A 15,333-nucleotide genomic window follows, 5' to 3' on the forward strand; every position below is an offset into this window, starting at 1 on the left:
GGCACAGCCACCGCGGACCCGAGCAGGCACAGTCACCGCGCACCCTGATAGCGCGCTTCCTAGTAGTTGTCCTGTGCCCAGCGAAGCGTGCGGGGGTGGAAGCTAAGCACCAGCGAGGCAATCGAAGCGCCGGCCAGCAGCACAATCCAGATGACCTTGCCCGCCGTGAAAGCGTAGTAAGCGCAGCCGAGCAGCAGGATGTTGATGAAGACGATGAGCCCTCTGCCCCATTGGCCACCGCGCAGAAGGTTAACCGACGCGGTGATGAGGCCACCGAAAAAGATGAGGAACATGATTGCGGTGCCGATGCCGACCAGGCCAGCACTCGAGCTTTCAGACACGATCGAGGTCTCCTCAACCCCCATGAGCTCCCTGACGATGAGGAAGATGCCGTACCCCACCCCGACAAGGCCCTCAACCAGAGCGATGTAGCATGCCACGGCGAGGGTGGTGGGCAGACCAGCGCGACCGTTCAGACGACCGGCGGCGGTAGCACTTCCACTTCCCTTCGTGCGACTCGGCTCAGGAGTTGTGGGCATAGCGTTATCCTTCGGTGCATTCACACACCGCATATTACCGGCCTGCCCGCACAGCGGTGCGAATACAACAGCGGATGGCGTGGGGGCCGGCAACGGAGAAGCCCTCCACCGCACAGAAGAAAATGCGCCACACGTCGTAATCCTCCTCTTGGGCACCCATTTTTATCTCAAGCGCGACCGCATTCCGGAATCCGGTGCCCGATGTACGGAAACTTCACCTGGGAAAATTCCACGCTGAAGAGTGCAGGATAGGGGACGAATTCACGTACGGTGACCTGCGTAGGCAAGCCCACAACTCGCATAAACCGACAAATTAGATAGGCTGTGTGTCATGAGGGTCCTTTTAATCTCCAACCCGAACTCAACCTCACTTAACGGCGAGGTTCCCCGCGAGGTAGTCCCGGCACTCATGGAGGCGACGGAACTCATCTCCTGCTTCACGGAGTACGCCGGCCACGCTGAGGATATCGCTCGCGGACTCACACGCGAGGACGCAGACGTGGTCATCATTATGGGTGGCGACGGATCCGTCAACGAGGTCATTAACGGCCTGCTTGGACCGGATGTGGAAAACCGCCCAGCACCCGAGGAACTGCCCCGTCTCGCCGTAATCCCCTCCGGTTCTGCCAATGTCTTCGCCCGCGCGCTAGGCTTCCCCAACGACCCGGGCGCAGCCGCTCGAAAGCTCGCTGGCCTCCTATCTTCTGGTACTACACGGCGACTCCCCGTTGGGCGCGTCGCCGGGCGGTGGTTCATCGTCAACGTCGGATTCGGGTTGGACGCGGCTGTAATCAAGGGCATGGAGAAACTCCGCGGTCGCGGAATTTCAGCCACCGCAGGTGTCTATGGTGTGATCGCCACGAAAGCCTGGCGACAGCTGCGCCGATTCCCACCGAATATCTCCATCACGATCCCTGGGGAAGCGCTCCACGCAACTGCACCCGAGGATCCCTCAACTGAAGACGTAGCGACAGAAGACACAGCCGAAGGCGAAGCTCCTTCGACCAGCTCGCGATCGGGCGCACACCGTTTCCCTGCCGCTGCGTACGAGGAAGAAGCGACACGCGGTTCCCACCTCTACCGTGGTGACGCCCCCCACGAGGGAGATGTCACACTGCCCGATATTCCGTTTACCGTTGTGACGAACACCAACCCGTGGACGTACGCCGGTGCGCTTCCGATTATCACCAACCCGGAGCAAAGCCTTGACAAAGCACTTTCCCTCTACGCGTTGCAGGATATTTCTGGGGTCGGTGGCTTGGGGGCGCTCCTGCACACCGTAGGTGTCGCACGGCGATACCTGCATGGGTTTGACTTTCACGATCGCGAATTCCGCCTCGACGATGTATCAACGATCCATCTCTCGAGCGTGGATCCCCTGCCTGTGCAGATCGACGGCGAGTCAGCCCCTGAAACGACTCACCTCACTGTAACCTCGATCCCGGATTGCCTCGATGTCATTGCCGATCCGTCAGACCCCTTCGACGACGTCATCGGCGAGGCTCTGGAAAACAGCCTTCCCCTGTAACACCGTGGTTCAGTGAGCAACTCGGCGAGACGGCGAGACGGATACAGGACGCACCCGACGGTACGCCAGACCCATGTTCACAACCCATCGCACTTTTACTTAGGAAAACTTAACCACGGCGTGACTTATCTGAGAATCGTCAAAGATTTTACTTTCCTTGGTAAAACTAGCCTTTTTGGGGCGTATTTCGCCCGATTTTGGGGGGTAAACGGCGTTCGAGTTAGGTCCACCTAAGAACTTTAGGGATAAAGATACGTAACCGCGCGACCAGGCACTTTCGAGATCGAAAAATACCTAAACCTCCGATTCGGTAGGTTAGATTGTTAAACAATCATGGCATGGAGCTAGGGGCATTAACCTGGCTGTTTAACGATTTGTTTACTCAAAGTATGGACGCATTTTGTGTGATTTCTATCACTTTTTGCAAATAACTCTAGCTTTCTAGCGACAGACGTGACAAGATAGCCGAGTACCGCAAAGCGGTGGATGTCAATTCGCCGTTACAGTCTGGAAACCAGATTGAGCATCGGTGGTCATCGTTGTCGCCCCAAAGCGGCGATGGATACGCTAGTGCGAACCACCAGACGCTGAGAACACGTTGATGTTTTCCTCCCTTAGCAGGGAGCATTCAGTGTGCCCGGATAAAAGAGCCGGGCTTGAAAAAGTAAGACTGGCTGCATGAGAAAAACCTAAGTAAAACCACAAAGGAGAAATGATTATGGATTGGCGCCACCAGGCAGTGTGCCGCGACGAGGACCCGGAGCTCTTCTTCCCGGTAGGTAACTCCGGCCCGGCTCTCGCACAGATTGCAAAGGCAAAGGTTGTGTGCAACCGGTGCCCCGTTACCTCCCAGTGCCTCAAGTGGGCTCTGGAGACCGGCCAGGATGCCGGCGTGTGGGGTGGCATGAGCGAGGAGGAGCGTCGTGCCCTCCGTCGCCGCAAGAACCGCGGTCGCCGTCGCGCCGCCGCCATCTAAGACATCACGTACTCCACCGGTTTTGGCCCCCTATTTGGGCGTAACGCCTGCCTTCCACTAGAGTAGGCAGGAGTTTCACCCGCGAGATGTTTGCCTTCGGACGCATCGGCCGGGCCTAGCAATGTTTACTCACGTTTTTTAAAAAGGAGACCACTATGAGCAAGCGTGGACGCAAGCGTCGCGATCGCCGTAAGAAGGGCGCAAACCACGGAAAGCGGCCAAACGCTTAAACCGTACGTCAGCGGGCACTCAGCAGATATCTGCCGAGTGCCCGTTTTTCATTGTGCCCGACCGACGTAGCCCGCTGAGCCCGCTAGCCTCAATGAGCCACCGAGGCCGACTATGCGCCAAGACGTGCTCACCGTACTTTCTCTAGTTCTTCTCCTTCTGCGTCTTCTGGCTCAGGTCTGTGCTTTTCGACGCTCTGCGGTGTCCCAGTACGAAAGGTGCGGCGGTGGCAAAGAAATTTAGGAGGAAGCACCACGGCACGGCGGTATGCGACAGCGCCCCGTCGGTCGGTGGCACACGCTGGAGCCAGATCACGAGCCCTACTGCGCCCACAGTAAATAGGGCGAGACATATTTGGGAGCTCCTGCGTTTGCGTAGCACCCCGCGTTCAGACAGGAAGAAGACAACCGGGGCAAGGATCGCGAATGCAGTCCACATATTTCAGGACTCCTTTTCTAGGGAACAAAGGCACATCGTGACAGGTCAGTACGCTGTCGGTGAGGCAGTTGGTTAATTTCAGCACTGGAAAAGAAAGTCGGTGCGCCGAGACAGCAGAAGCCCGAAGATCCAATGGCGCTGACGGCGAAAACCTACCCTCGCCAGGAGCTGGTGCCGACACCACCTCACAAGCGATACATTTTCATCCTAGCAACACATTCGCCCTTAGAATTCGCGCATGTCCGCCAGCTCCAACACGTGCCTTTTTCAACAAACGTACTCTACCTAGCAGGCTTTTCTTCCAGCCCTGCCACCCCTAGCGGACGTTCCAGCGGACGTTCCAGCGGACGTTCTAGCGGACGCGCTAACGAGCGCGGTGAAAATGGTGCTGTCCTCTTCTCCCTTCGTCTGAACTGCTACGACCGCTTGCGCTGCACGGGATACACGGGAACATCGAACGTGGCCCTTCGCGGGTTGCCGGACTGTGTGGCGGGATGTTCTTGCACCCCACGGCGGGGATAGAGGTGGTCAGCACAAAATGCCTTCACACCGACTGCAGGTGGTTTACAACCAATGTGGTTCTCATCCACCTAAAGCGGTATGGAGGCATGACAGTCCGGGGGGTACGGCGGCGTGGAGGTGTAGAGGTGCGGGTAGCCCAGCTGCATTTGGCTTCTTCCTCGTGACCTCTTGGCCCGCTACTTCGTGTAACTTTTCGGGCGCGTGTAGCCTCTGTCGGCTTAAAGCAGCACGGGAAGCGACGCGACAGTTGTTATCCCTCGGTGATCGTCCAGCTGACGTGAATGGATGTAACGATGCGCTCGCGAAGCGTAGAGGGCGCGGACTCGTGGCAACAAGAACGCAACAGGCGCCGAACTTCCTTTTCGATTCCCAGGATTCTAAAACACTCTGGGCACGCCTCGAGCTGGTGCTCAAGGAGCAGCCTTTTCTCCTCCGTGCACTCGTTATCTAAAATCTCGGCCAAAAGTGCGTACGAGTCTTCGCATGCACACCCCTCCGGGTTCGAGTGATCAACACAGCCGCACGGGAGTTTATTGCCGTGGATGAAATCCTCCGCCATTACTTCTTCGCCTTCCCTGTTGAAATACCCTGTTCCTTCGCTACTTCCTTTAACGCCTTTCGTAGTTGTTTTCTTCCCCTGTGAAGACGGGACATCACCGTGCCGATGGGTGTTCCCATGATTTCGGCGATCTCTTTGTAGGCGAGTCCTTCCACGTCAGCGTAGTAAACCACCATGCGATTATCCTCACTTAAGCCGTTGAGTGCCTCGGTGATTTTGGTATTCGGCATCCGCTTCAGTGCTTCCACCTCGGCCGACTGCAAGCCGGTGGAATCATGCTGGGAAGTAGACAGCAACTGGTAATCGGTCACGTCGTCGGCGCTCGTCTCCAGCGGGCGCCGCTGCTGCTTCCGGTACGTGTTGATGTAACTGTTGGTCATGATTCGGTACAACCACGCCTTCAGGTTCGTACCCGGCTTAAAAGAGTGGAAGTTTTTGAAGGCCTTCATGTACGTCTCTTGCACCAGATCCTCGGCATCTGTGGGATTCCGGGTGAGTCGAAGCGCACCACCGTAGAGTTGGTCAAGCAACGGGAGCGCCTCCTGCTCAAAGCGCTCTTCCAGCGCCTTTTTGTCCGTTGGGTCTGTTCTCGTCGTTGCCACGTTACGTGTTTCTGCCTTTCTTGCCTCTTCGTTGGCTGTGGGCTGTCTTTTATCAATTGTAGAGATGTGGAAAAATATGGGCTTATGTCAGGCCATAAAGCAGCGACAAAAGCACTGGAAGTTCTCCAAGACGCGAAGGTCGAGTTCACTCAGCACACCTTCCCTGCAGGCCAGGATCATTTTGGCGATAACGCCGCCGCGCAGCTTACCCACCTGGATGCCGACCAGATCATGAAGACGCTGGTTGTTGCCTCCGGTAAGGAGTTAGCCATCGCGGTTCTCCCGGTCTCCCACCACTTGAGTTTGAAGAAGGTGGCGAAAGCATGGGGCGTCAAGTCCGCGGAGATGGCGGATCCGCACAAGGCGCAGCTCGCAACCGGGTATATCCCCGGCGGGATCACCGCATTAGGGACGAAGAAGCCGATGACCGTTTTCCTCGATGAGACTGCCACCCTCTGGGACACCATTGCAGTCTCCGGTGGGCGCCGTGGCCTGGACGTTGAGCTTTCCCCCGCCGACTATATTTCCCTCACCAAGGCGACGGTAGCGGACGTTCTTCAGTAACCTCCCCTCATCCGCCTCCCCTTCAGTCGCCTCCCCGGTCAGCGATCTCTGCCATCATTGCGCGAGCCTTCTAGGTAGCTACCTCAGCTGGTCAGCCACTGTTTAGCAGGATCCTGCTTTAGCGGGATCCCGTTTTGACCGGATCCCGTTTTGACGGGATCCCGCACGCCTAGACCGAGGGGCGGGGAGCAGGTGAACAAACGGTGAGGACGGAGCGTCGACAAGCCTACAAAAGCCGACCCACGGGGGCGAGGAGCTCCGGAAAATCGTTTCTCACGTTGCCTACGCGGGTGTCCACCTCCGTAGTCACGAAGGTACGGCGAAGCTCCTCAGGGGTAGGCTCAAGGAGCTCCTGCGCCTCCTCCCCGTCGCCCTCCAGCCACATTTCTACCTCGTCTGCGGCAAGGAACCTCGGCATCCGGTGATGCAGCCAGTCGATCGGCTCGAGCGACGCGGTCGTGATGATCGTCGCGGAGACCTGACCCAACCCGTGGGAGTACAGCCCTGCGGCCCACATCAGTGGCCTGTATTCCCTTCCGCCCGCCGTTTGCGCGCCCGTTCCCTGCGTGGCAGCGGGGAGATGGACGAAATAGGGAGTCTTCGTTTTCCCCTGCGTGTGCCACTCGTAGTAGCCGTCCATGGGGATGATGCAGCGCGTCTTCTTGAAGGCATCGCGAAAGCTCGGCTTCTCAGCCACGGTCTCAGCACGCGCGTTGAAAAGAGTCGGCCCCGAATCATCCTTCTTCCAATACGGGAAGAGGCCCCAGCGCGCTGGCTCAAGCACCGCGGCGCCCTTGGGATCTGTGGTTTCCTCGGCCGTCGATGGGCGCACGATAACGACCTTCTGCGTCGGCGCGATGTTGTAGCGCTCCGTCGGCGTGCCATGCGGGGCGAGGAGTTCACCATAGGGGGTGATGTCTGCCGCTGCCTCAAGGAGGGCATCAGAGGTAGTGAAAAGCACGAATCGACCACACATACGTTTAAGATTAGTGGTTGTGAGCACTTCTTGGTCTGCCCCGTATCATCCGTCCCCCGTCGACGGCACCGTTACCGTCCCTGGATCCAAGTCGATGACCAACCGCGCGTTGATCATCGCCGCCGGTGCGACATCGCTGTCCGTCATCCGTGGCGCTCTCGCCTCCCGCGACAGCGACCTCATGGCCGACGCACTGCGCACCCTCGGCTGCGAGGTAGACGTCGACGGCTCGACGGTCACCGTCCGCCCCGGCCCCGTCACAGGAGGTGGACGGGTCGACTGCGGACTGGCAGGCACAGTCATGCGGTTTGTCCCGCCGGTTGCGGCTTTGTCCGCCACCCCCACGCTTATCGGCGGCGACCAGGCAGCACGTCGCCGTCCCATGTCCACGATGACCGATGCGCTGGTACAGCTCGGAGCACACGTCGAGGGCGAGACGCTGCCGATGACGGTCTCCGGCCCCATTACAGGCGGCACGGCCCGCATCGATTCCTCGGCCTCCTCGCAGTTCGTCTCCGGCTTGTTGCTTTCCGGCGCCCGCTTTCCTGCCGGTGTCACCGTCATCCACACGGGCGACTCCGTGCCCTCGCTGCCCCACATTGAGATGACCCTCGACATGCTGCGCACAGCCGGCGTGGAAAGCACGCAGCACCACGATGAGGAAACCGGCACGTATTCATGGACGGTACCTCACCAGGAGTACGCCGGCGGCGAAGTGACCATCGAGCCCGATCTCTCCAACGCGGCCGCCTTCCTGGCCGCAGCTGCCGTTACCGGCGGCCACGTGAGTGTGCCTGGCTGGCCTGCGACGACCACGCAGCCCGGCGACGATATCCGCCATATCTTCGACGCGATGGGGTGTACCCACGAACTTTCTAGCGACGGCACCCTCACTGTGTCCGGGCCCGCCGATGGCGTCCTCCACGGGATCGATGCCGACCTATCGGCTGTGGGGGAACTGACCCCCACCGTCGCCGCTGTGTGCGCCTTCGCCGATTCCCCGTCGAGGCTGACCGGCATCGCCCACCTGCGCGGACATGAGACCGACCGACTGCAGGCCCTCACTGCGGAACTGACAAACCTCGGCTGTGACTGCGAAGAACTAGCTGATGGCCTCGCAATCACGCCCGCCCCCAGGACGGGTGGACTGTGGCGCTCCTACGAGGACCACCGCATGGCCACTGCCGGTGCCATCGTTGGACTGAAAGTGAAGGACACGTTCGTGGAGAATATCGAAACAACCTCCAAGACGATGCCCGACTTTGCCCGAATGTGGGAGGCGCTCCTTGGCGCGTAGAAGCTACTCCAGCTACGACGAGTCGGATGTCAAAATTCGCCCGGGCAAGGGTTCCCGTCCGCGGACGAAGAAGCGCCCCAGCCACAAGGACGCGAAATTCGGCACGGTCATCACCAAGGATCGTGGCCGGTGGGGAGTCATCCTCGATGGCCAGGAGGCACCCGTCACCGCCATGCGTGCGCGCGAACTAGGGCGTACGACTATCGTCGTCGGCGACCGCGTGGGGCTCGTAGGCGACACGAGCGGTAAGAAGGACACCCTGGCGCGCATCGTCAAACTGGAGGACCGTACGTCCGTGCTCCGGCGCACTGCCGATGACACCGACCCGTACGAGCGGATCGTCGTTGCCAATGCGGAGCAACTGCTCATCGTCACTGCCGTCGCTGATCCCCCGCCGCGCGCGGGGTTTGTGGCGCGGGCGCTCATCGCGGCCTTCGTGGGAAACATCACGCCGATCCTGTGCCTGACTAAATCCGACCTCACGGATCCCACCCCGTTTGCGGAGGAGTTCGCCGATCTCGACGTGAAAGTGATTCTTGCCGGGGTGGAGGATGACCTTGCCGACGTAGAACGCGTGGTCGCTGGCCACACTACGGCGCTGATCGGCCACAGCGGTGTGGGCAAGTCCACCCTCGTCAACCGCCTCGTCCCCGATGCTGACCGGGTCACCGGCGAGGTCAGTGCGGTGGGCAAGGGTCGCCACACCTCCACGCAATCCGTCGCGCTACCGTTGCCGCAGGGTGGCTGGATCATTGATACCCCCGGCATTCGCTCGTTCGGGCTGGCGCACGTTGACGCAGATACTGTCGTGCAGGTGTTCCCCGATCTCGCATCTGCTGCAGAAGACTGCCCCCGTGGCTGTACACACATGGGCCCGCCCGCCGACCCCGAGTGCGCCCTCGATGCCCTGGAAGGTGCCTCCGCTCGTCGTGTCGTAGCCGTCCGTTCCCTTCTCGAGGCCCTGCGCAGCAACGTCGATTGGGAGATGTAGGCAGCCCCTCGATTCAAGCGTTCGTGGCAGGCAGTTGCCGGAGCCAATGGCGACGGTGCTTTCCTTCTTCCCCTTCGCGCGTTGCTTGCCATGCCCACGACCCACTCTCGGCGCCCGGTTCACTGGTCGCGGCCCGCAATAGCACTTCGGCCTCCCTAAAACCGATCTTTGTTTTCTTTTCCCGCTCCTGGCTTCGATCTTTTCTCTCTACGGTGGTTACCCTCAGGCCTCTGTCCCATCTTTTGCGTGCCCCTTTCCTATTCTCTGCGTGCCCCTGGCCCTTCCCCTTGTGCGCCAATTTCATATCCCCCTGTGTGCCACTTTCTCATTCGCTGCGTGCCCCTTTCGCAGCACTTGTGAGTCCTTCTCTGTGAGCCACACCCGTTGGCGGGGAGAGTGTGTTGGTGGCTTCTCCGGCGTCCTGGTCGCCACACGTCTGCCTGCACGGTCTCCGGATTCAACCCTCATTTAACAGGATTTATTTTCATTAAGGATCCGAAAATGGCTTTTAGAAATTTTTAGATAACGTCCACCTACCCACGCAGAAGACGCAAGAGTACCCCCTTAGGGGCAGTCCTTAATGAAAATGTACTCGCATTAGGAAGTTAGCCCACCCTACCCTATTCGGTGTATTGAACTTTCAGTTTCGCAACTTTTAACTCTGCTTTTCCCGGCAGAGCCTTCACCAGAGAGGTAGGGACATGTCACTCATTCACAAGCTGGTAGCCGCCGGTGTCGCCCTGGCAACCGTTGCCAACCTGACCGCGTGCAGCGTTGAAAGCACCGACACACAGGCACAGGCTTCCACCGATGCACTCACAGTCGTTGCATCCACTGGCTACCTCGCCGACGCAGTCCGCAACATCGCGCCCGAAGCACAGGTAACCACCCTCGTCAAACCTGGCGGCGATCCCCACACGCAAGCGCTGACAAGCACCGATGTTCAGAAAATCGAGAAGGCCGACCTCATGGTATGGACCAGCCACGATATGGAGCACAAGATGATGGACCAGTTCGACAAATTGGGGGCCCGATCCCTGCCTGCTGCGGAAGCAATTAGCGAGGAAAACCTCCTCCCCTGGGAGGAGGACGGAAAAATCGAAGGCCACGATCCGCACGTATGGAACTCCCCCGACAACTGGATCACCACGGTCAACGCAATCGCCGACAAGCTCGCAACCATCGATGCACCACACGCGGATGAATATGCCGCCAACGCCAAGACCTACACCGAGCAGATTGCCCAGCTTGAGCAGTACGGAAAGGAAAAGCTCAAGGACGTTCCCGCCGATAAGCGGTTCCTCATTACCGGGCACGATGCATTCAACTACCTCGGGGCCACCTTTAACCTAGAAGTTCTAGCCACAGATTTCGTCTCGTCTGAATCGGAAATGTCCGCGCAAGCGATGGACGAGCTCGCCCAAACGATCGTCGACCACAAGGTCAAAGTGGTCTTCCAGGACAACCTCAAGAACCCCGAGGTGATCCGCCACCTCCAGGATTCCGTCCGCGCAAAGGGTGGTGACGTCACAATCTCTGATGATGTTCTTTACGCGGACACCCTCGGCGAACAGGCACCGGTCGATACCTACATAGGAGCCTTCAGGCACAACATTGATGCCATAGCGTCCGCACTGTCCTAACAGCCCCACATTCTCCTCCCCCGTTCTACCCCTGCCCGGGTGCTATCTCCACCCGGGTGCTATCTCCACCCGGGTGGCTACCTCCGCCTCCAGAGAGGTAGCGACGTACAGCTTTGTGAGGAGAGGGGTTCGGAGGTTACGAAAAAGGAAAAGCACGTGAAATGCTCTAGCCAGCCTGCAGTTCAGGCAACCGCCGTCACCGCGACATACGGTCCCGTCCAGGCTCTCATCAACGCCGATATGAGCGTCCAATCGGGAGCCATCCATGCCATCATCGGACCGAACGGTTCCGGAAAATCAACACTTCTCAAGGCTCTCATGGGGCATGTTTCTGTGACGCAGGGCGAGATCCGATTCCTCGGCACGTCACTGTCAGCAGTCCGGGAATGCGTAGCATACATGCCCCAAGCGGCTGGAGTTGATTGGAATTTCCCAGCCCGCGTCAAAGATGTCGCCCTCATGGGCACCTACGGGCGCCTGGGATGGCTACGTCGCCCTGGCAAGAGGGAGAAGTCACGCGCCCAAGCGTGCCTTGCCACAGTTGGCCTATCCGACCTTTCTGACCGTCACATATCTGCACTATCCGGTGGCCAAAAGCAGCGCGTATTTGTCGCCCGGCTCCTCGCTGCGCAACCAACAGTTGCGCTCATGGATGAACCATTTGCCGGCGTAGATATCCACAGCGAGCAGATCATTCGGCAGGCGCTACAGAGCCTTGCTGCAGCCGGGACAACTGTCCTCGTCGTTCACCACGACCTCGCCTCCATTTCCTCGTTCTGCGACACAGCGACGCTGCTTTCTCAGGGGCATGTGATGTGTTCGGGCCCCATCGATGACGTTGTCACCGTCGACAATATTGCGCGCGCATACGCTCTGCGCGGCGATGCACTCGATGCGCCTTCGCTCCTGGCCGACACACACAGGCAGCCGGCCCAGTCGACCACTCCTCGAGCCTGCGAAATCCCCCTGGGAGTCGCCGATAAGGGGGTGCACCCGTGAGTATTCTTTCTCCCGGGGAATTCCTCGGCACGTACGGTTTTTTCACCACATTTACGGTTTGCGTACTCGTGGGTGGGCTGACAGGTGCATTCGGCTGCTTCCTCTACCTCCGCGGGCAGTCGCTTATCTCCGATGTGGTTGGGCATTCCTGCTTGCTTGGGATCGTGATTACCTTCGTCATAGTCGCAGTTTTCTCCGGCACGCCTGCTACCCCTCTCCTCATCGTAGGTGCCGCGATTTCCGGTGTCCTTGCTGTCGGTCTAACAGGCCTCATTACTCGCTCGACAAGGCTCGGCGGGGATGCAGCTATGGCGGTGACACTCTCCCTCTTCTACGGAGGAGCAATGGTGATCCTCAACCTCCTCAATTCCACTCCCCTGGCCGGCAGAGCATCTCTCGGGCAGTACATTCTGGGCAATGCAGCAACGGCGCGGATGTCAGATATCACCGTCATCGCGGTCATTGCGGGCATCCTTCTTGTCCTTGTGACGGCGCTGTGGAAGGAGTTTTCTCTCCTCATTTTCGACCCCGCAGCCGCCCGCGCAATGGGTTTCAGCCCTGCGCTCCTCGAGCCACTCTTGTTCGCCATCCCCGCTGTCGCCATTGTCAGTGGCATCAAGGCTGTAGGAATGATCCTGATGGTTGCTTTCACGATTCTTCCATCAGCAACGGTAGGGTGGTTCTCGCAGACGCTGTCCTCGATGGTCATCCGCTCTGCCCTCGTCGGAGCGGTCTCTGGCGCAGCCGGAGCCTACATTTCCATCTGTCTAGGCAAGGTGCCGACAGGACCCGTCGTCGTCCTCATCCTGTTCCTGTGCTTCCTCGCATCGCTGAGCGCCCGTGTGGCTCTCCGTCGGAGAGGGGCGCTGGCATGAGCTTCGCTGTTTCCCTTTTCCTGCTCAGTCTCGTCACTGCGGAGGCCTGCGCCATCCCCGGTGTCTTCATCGTGTTACGCGGCCAGTCCATGCTTATCGACGCTTTGTCACACGCCGTCCTCCCCGGAATCGTCATCGGTGTCGCGCTGACAGGCTCACTTCACAGCCCTGTCATGACACTCACGGCAACGGGACTCGGACTCATCGTTGTCTGGGTTTCTCACGAGCTCCGCTCTCGTGGATTTCTCCTCGGTGATGCCGATCAGGGCATCATCTTCCCCGCCATTTTTGCCATCGGTGTGCTCTTGTTATCCACTGTGTTTTCCGGAGTCGGGGTGTCTGGAGAAACGGTTCTCGCCGGCGATCTTAACTTGCTCGCCCTGAGCACCAACCATCTCATCATGCGGACAATCGACCTCGGGCCCTGTGACATGTGGATCCAGCTGGGGATGTTAGGAATTTTCTGTATTTTTCTCGCGGTTGCGGGCCGCATCCTCGCGGCGGCTACGTTTGACCGGGCTCACACCATGTCCATCGGTTTTCCCGTGCACCGGACGGAGATAGCGTTCATGGTGCTCATTGCAGCCACTGTCGTGACGGCGTTCTCAGTCGCAGGATCTATCCTCGTTGTCGCTTTTATGATCTGTCCGGCGGCCACGGCTATCCTTTTTGCGCCGACTCTTACCTCCACATTCACATGGACGGCTTTCATCGCAGCGCTGAACGCCACTATCGGATTTGCGCTGTCCTATCTCTGCGACCTTGCGACTGCACCCACGCTCGCCGTGGTGAGTGGTCTGGTGTTCGTCACCGTACTAGCTACAACAGCTGCGTTAAGGCGTTGAGTTCCGAGGGATCGTACCAAGCGAGGAAGTTATCTTCTGCGTCTCCCACAGCAAGCTCTGCGTCCTCGTCTCCTAGGTCGGCAGCGTCGATAAGCTCAACAGCCTTCGCGGTCGCCTCCTCGTTTGCCTCCGTATCCACATGTACAGCGGCAACCTGGTCGAGGCTCACCTGAGCGGGTGACAGTTTCACCACGGCTTCGCCATTGTCAGGTGTGGACGTCACCTGTTCATCCGGCAGGTCCACAGAGACGACAACACGCCGGTGCGGGAAACGCTCCTGATCACCGATGGTAAGAAGACGGATGGAGGCACGGGAAGCCTCAGTAAAGGCCACGTCCGCAATCTCTTCCTCGTCACCAGAGGTGAAAAATTCCGTCAAAGCCGGCGTGACAGCGAAGCCCCACCCCGCCCGCGCAGAGAGGACACCCGTCTCGGACAGGTTCTGCAGCATGGAGAAGGTTGCGGGGATATAGACGCGCATTAAAATTCACCGTCAATATCAAACAGCCCGGTGATCTCCACCACTGCGCGATCGAACTGCTGGTAGTACACACCAACCATGCCAGCTTCCACAGCACCGCGAACATTGATGATCGAATCATCGACAAGGACGCAATCATTGATCGGCAGATCAAGGGCATCTGCAGCAGCCTGGAATGCTTCCTGAGTCGGCTTCTCCGCGCCAACCTCGCCAGACAGGATAACGGCATCGACGATGCCCTTGTACTCCCACTCGCGGATAGCCTCCGCACCGGGGCCGCCCGGATCGTTCGACAGGATGCCGAGGGCTACGCCCTCCTTGCGCGCTGCCTCGAAGAGCTGGCGCCAGCGACGCTGGGTCTCAGCGTCCTCATCAAGAACGCCGACGTAGTCCACGATCATTCCACGCACGGTGCAATCATCTCTCTTTCACTGTGATTTATGTTGGTCCTATAAAAGTTACACGCCCGTAACGAGGCATCCGCCCCCATGGGGGTAGTTACCCAGCGAGGGCAGTTCCTTCGTGCGATAGTAGTTTACACATTCCTCGGGAGGGCAAACATGACACTAACACCAATGGCAGGGTACCGAATCCTACAAACCTACGCACGGGATCCTCAACCACGCCACCGTGAAGAAGCGAAAAAAACACAGGGTAACTGCGAAAAGGCAGCCCGTTTCTTTATCACACGGGGGATCCAAATCGCGCTAGAAAAATACGCATTGCCGCCTAGTAATGACAGCAAATTCTCAGCAGCAGCACGACGTTCGCTCGCCTCACTGCGCCAGTCGCTGCCACGGGCATACCACGTTTCAATAGATGCCCTTCACTTCACCGCAGGCCCACAGATCCCGTACACAGAAGAGGAATGGTGCGCTACCCGGATGGATGAACACGTTTTTGCCACCACACGAGCGACCCCGGAGGCACAGGATGCCTCACCTACGGGGAGTGCGTCCCTGCAGGTCCAAACAGCGGGAAGCACCTCCGCGGCCACATTGACGCACGCGCAACGCACAGCGCTATGCAGCACGGGTTTCGCCCACGGCAGCATCCGCGCTTCCGGGGTGAACTACAGCTTCATCGCAGCGGTGCGAGAGCTCATCCCGAACGGACCCTGCGAACTGCACACGTTCCGGCTTTTCTAAGGACAAACACCGGTTCTGCAGCGTAAATCGCAATCTCACCTTTATTGCTCGGCAATCTCCCCTTTATTGCTCGCTTTTCGCCCCCCACCCGCATCGAATCAGAGGCATGCAAGCCAAGTGAA

General features: G+C 59.0%; 18 protein-coding genes. 10 read left to right on the forward strand and 8 right to left on the reverse strand.

The genetic code is table 11. The features are described 5' to 3' along the window. Window positions 1-59: 59 nt before the first annotated feature. Window positions 60-572: a hypothetical protein gene (locus HMPREF3044_RS09365; protein WP_050765599.1), complete on the reverse strand. Its 513-nt coding sequence runs from the start codon at window positions 570-572 to the stop codon at window positions 60-62. A gap of 1 nt (window position 573) precedes the next feature. After that, window positions 574-699 carry a hypothetical protein gene (locus HMPREF3044_RS13560; RefSeq protein WP_005390294.1) on the reverse strand — a complete coding sequence of 42 codons (126 nt, stop codon included), beginning with the start codon at window positions 697-699 and terminating at the stop codon, window positions 574-576. A gap of 171 nt (window positions 700-870) precedes the next feature. Between HMPREF3044_RS13560 and HMPREF3044_RS09370 the strand changes: the two genes are divergently transcribed. The 3 genes from HMPREF3044_RS09370 to HMPREF3044_RS13655 all read left to right on the forward strand — a co-directional run bounded on the left by HMPREF3044_RS09370 (window position 871) and on the right by HMPREF3044_RS13655 (window position 3,273). Further along, window positions 871-2,067 carry a diacylglycerol/lipid kinase family protein gene (locus HMPREF3044_RS09370; RefSeq protein ID WP_070741143.1) on the forward strand — a complete coding sequence of 399 codons (1,197 nt, stop codon included), beginning with the start codon at window positions 871-873 and terminating at the stop codon, window positions 2,065-2,067. Window positions 2,068-2,785: 718 nt separating this feature from the next. After that, window positions 2,786-3,043, forward strand: a complete 258-nt coding sequence (locus HMPREF3044_RS09375) for a WhiB family transcriptional regulator (protein WP_034989373.1) — start codon at window positions 2,786-2,788, stop codon at window positions 3,041-3,043. A 155-nt stretch (window positions 3,044-3,198) separates the two neighbouring features. Then, complete coding sequence (locus HMPREF3044_RS13655; RefSeq protein ID WP_145493031.1) at window positions 3,199-3,273, forward strand: 50S ribosomal protein bL37; 75 nt, start codon at window positions 3,199-3,201, stop codon at window positions 3,271-3,273. 142 nt (window positions 3,274-3,415) lie between these two features. Here the strand turns inward: HMPREF3044_RS13655 and HMPREF3044_RS09380 are convergent, their stop codons facing one another. The 3 genes from HMPREF3044_RS09380 to HMPREF3044_RS09390 form a co-directional block, all read right to left on the reverse strand. Further along, window positions 3,416-3,709 (reverse strand): hypothetical protein, encoded by a 294-nt coding sequence (locus tag HMPREF3044_RS09380; RefSeq protein WP_070741146.1) that lies wholly within the window; start codon window positions 3,707-3,709, stop codon window positions 3,416-3,418. Window positions 3,710-4,481: 772 nt separating this feature from the next. Next, entirely contained in the window at window positions 4,482-4,790 is a 309-nt protein-coding gene (gene rsrA, locus HMPREF3044_RS09385) for a mycothiol system anti-sigma-R factor (protein ID WP_005390301.1), read from the reverse strand. Next, the gene (locus HMPREF3044_RS09390; protein WP_005390302.1) at window positions 4,790-5,392 is read right to left on the reverse strand and encodes a sigma-70 family RNA polymerase sigma factor; all 603 of its coding nucleotides are present in this window, start codon (window positions 5,390-5,392) and stop codon (window positions 4,790-4,792) included. The genes rsrA and HMPREF3044_RS09390 overlap by 1 nt, the downstream gene beginning before the upstream one ends. 84 nt (window positions 5,393-5,476) lie before the next feature. On the opposite strand from HMPREF3044_RS09390, the gene ybaK reads away from it, so the two are divergent. Continuing rightward, window positions 5,477-5,956, forward strand: a complete 480-nt coding sequence (ybaK, locus tag HMPREF3044_RS09395; protein WP_005390304.1) for a Cys-tRNA(Pro) deacylase — start codon at window positions 5,477-5,479, stop codon at window positions 5,954-5,956. Window positions 5,957-6,182: 226 nt separating this feature from the next. On the opposite strand, the gene HMPREF3044_RS09400 is transcribed toward ybaK, so the two are convergent. Continuing rightward, the gene (locus HMPREF3044_RS09400; RefSeq protein WP_070741148.1) at window positions 6,183-6,932 is read right to left on the reverse strand and encodes an SOS response-associated peptidase; all 750 of its coding nucleotides are present in this window, start codon (window positions 6,930-6,932) and stop codon (window positions 6,183-6,185) included. A gap of 94 nt (window positions 6,933-7,026) precedes the next feature. Here HMPREF3044_RS09400 and aroA point away from each other — a divergent pair, with 94 nt between their 5' ends. The 6 genes from aroA (at window position 7,027) to HMPREF3044_RS09435 (ending at window position 13,582) form a co-directional block, all read left to right on the forward strand. After that, complete coding sequence (gene aroA, locus HMPREF3044_RS09405) at window positions 7,027-8,229, forward strand: 3-phosphoshikimate 1-carboxyvinyltransferase (protein WP_246821002.1); 1,203 nt, start codon at window positions 7,027-7,029, stop codon at window positions 8,227-8,229. Further along, entirely contained in the window at window positions 8,219-9,220 is a 1,002-nt protein-coding gene (gene rsgA, locus HMPREF3044_RS09410) for a ribosome small subunit-dependent GTPase A (protein WP_005395080.1), read from the forward strand. The genes aroA and rsgA overlap by 11 nt, the downstream gene beginning before the upstream one ends. A 701-nt stretch (window positions 9,221-9,921) precedes the next feature. Continuing rightward, entirely contained in the window at window positions 9,922-10,863 is a 942-nt protein-coding gene (locus HMPREF3044_RS09420; protein ID WP_005390309.1) for a metal ABC transporter substrate-binding protein, read from the forward strand. Between the two features lie 156 nt (window positions 10,864-11,019). Further along, the gene (locus HMPREF3044_RS09425) at window positions 11,020-11,862 is read left to right on the forward strand and encodes a metal ABC transporter ATP-binding protein (RefSeq protein ID WP_231286087.1); all 843 of its coding nucleotides are present in this window, start codon (window positions 11,020-11,022) and stop codon (window positions 11,860-11,862) included. Beyond that, the gene (locus tag HMPREF3044_RS09430) at window positions 11,859-12,737 is read left to right on the forward strand and encodes a metal ABC transporter permease (protein ID WP_005390311.1); all 879 of its coding nucleotides are present in this window, start codon (window positions 11,859-11,861) and stop codon (window positions 12,735-12,737) included. The genes HMPREF3044_RS09425 and HMPREF3044_RS09430 overlap by 4 nt, the downstream gene beginning before the upstream one ends. Further along, the gene (locus HMPREF3044_RS09435) at window positions 12,734-13,582 is read left to right on the forward strand and encodes a metal ABC transporter permease (RefSeq protein WP_005390312.1); all 849 of its coding nucleotides are present in this window, start codon (window positions 12,734-12,736) and stop codon (window positions 13,580-13,582) included. Before HMPREF3044_RS09430 ends, HMPREF3044_RS09435 begins: the two co-directional genes overlap by 4 nt. Here HMPREF3044_RS09435 and HMPREF3044_RS09440 read toward each other — a convergent pair. Beyond that, on the reverse strand, window positions 13,557-14,063 hold the full coding sequence (locus HMPREF3044_RS09440; protein WP_070741156.1) for a DUF6912 family protein: 507 nt from the start codon (window positions 14,061-14,063) through the stop codon (window positions 13,557-13,559). The two genes, HMPREF3044_RS09435 and HMPREF3044_RS09440, sit on opposite strands and share 26 nt — an antisense overlap. Beyond that, window positions 14,063-14,473, reverse strand: a complete 411-nt coding sequence (locus tag HMPREF3044_RS09445; RefSeq protein ID WP_034989323.1) for an HAD family hydrolase — start codon at window positions 14,471-14,473, stop codon at window positions 14,063-14,065. Before HMPREF3044_RS09445 ends, HMPREF3044_RS09440 begins: the two co-directional genes overlap by 1 nt. Between the last annotated feature and the right edge of the window lie 860 nt (window positions 14,474-15,333).

This window comes from Corynebacterium sp. HMSC073D01 (assembly GCF_001815555.1).
Classification (GTDB): Bacteria; Actinomycetota; Actinomycetes; order Mycobacteriales; family Mycobacteriaceae; genus Corynebacterium; species Corynebacterium glucuronolyticum.

What these genes read in the sequence shown, in the direction of transcription:
- HMPREF3044_RS09365 (WP_050765599.1), bottom strand. Translation starts at nt 572, where the DNA reads ATGCGGTGTGTGAATGCACCGAAGGATAACGCTATGCCCACAACTCCT.
- HMPREF3044_RS13560 (WP_005390294.1), bottom strand. Translation starts at nt 699, where the DNA reads ATGGGTGCCCAAGAGGAGGATTACGACGTGTGGCGCATTTTCTTCTGT.
- HMPREF3044_RS09370 (WP_070741143.1), top strand. Translation starts at nt 871, where the DNA reads ATGAGGGTCCTTTTAATCTCCAACCCGAACTCAACCTCACTTAACGGC.
- HMPREF3044_RS09375 (WP_034989373.1), top strand. Translation starts at nt 2,786, where the DNA reads ATGGATTGGCGCCACCAGGCAGTGTGCCGCGACGAGGACCCGGAGCTC.
- HMPREF3044_RS09380 (WP_070741146.1), bottom strand. Translation starts at nt 3,709, where the DNA reads ATGTGGACTGCATTCGCGATCCTTGCCCCGGTTGTCTTCTTCCTGTCT.
- rsrA (WP_005390301.1), bottom strand. Translation starts at nt 4,790, where the DNA reads ATGGCGGAGGATTTCATCCACGGCAATAAACTCCCGTGCGGCTGTGTT.
- ybaK (WP_005390304.1), top strand. Translation starts at nt 5,477, where the DNA reads ATGTCAGGCCATAAAGCAGCGACAAAAGCACTGGAAGTTCTCCAAGAC.
- HMPREF3044_RS09400 (WP_070741148.1), bottom strand. Translation starts at nt 6,932, where the DNA reads ATGTGTGGTCGATTCGTGCTTTTCACTACCTCTGATGCCCTCCTTGAG.
- aroA (WP_246821002.1), top strand. Translation starts at nt 7,027, where the DNA reads ATGACCAACCGCGCGTTGATCATCGCCGCCGGTGCGACATCGCTGTCC.
- HMPREF3044_RS09420 (WP_005390309.1), top strand. Translation starts at nt 9,922, where the DNA reads ATGTCACTCATTCACAAGCTGGTAGCCGCCGGTGTCGCCCTGGCAACC.
- HMPREF3044_RS09435 (WP_005390312.1), top strand. Translation starts at nt 12,734, where the DNA reads ATGAGCTTCGCTGTTTCCCTTTTCCTGCTCAGTCTCGTCACTGCGGAG.
- HMPREF3044_RS09440 (WP_070741156.1), bottom strand. Translation starts at nt 14,063, where the DNA reads ATGCGCGTCTATATCCCCGCAACCTTCTCCATGCTGCAGAACCTGTCC.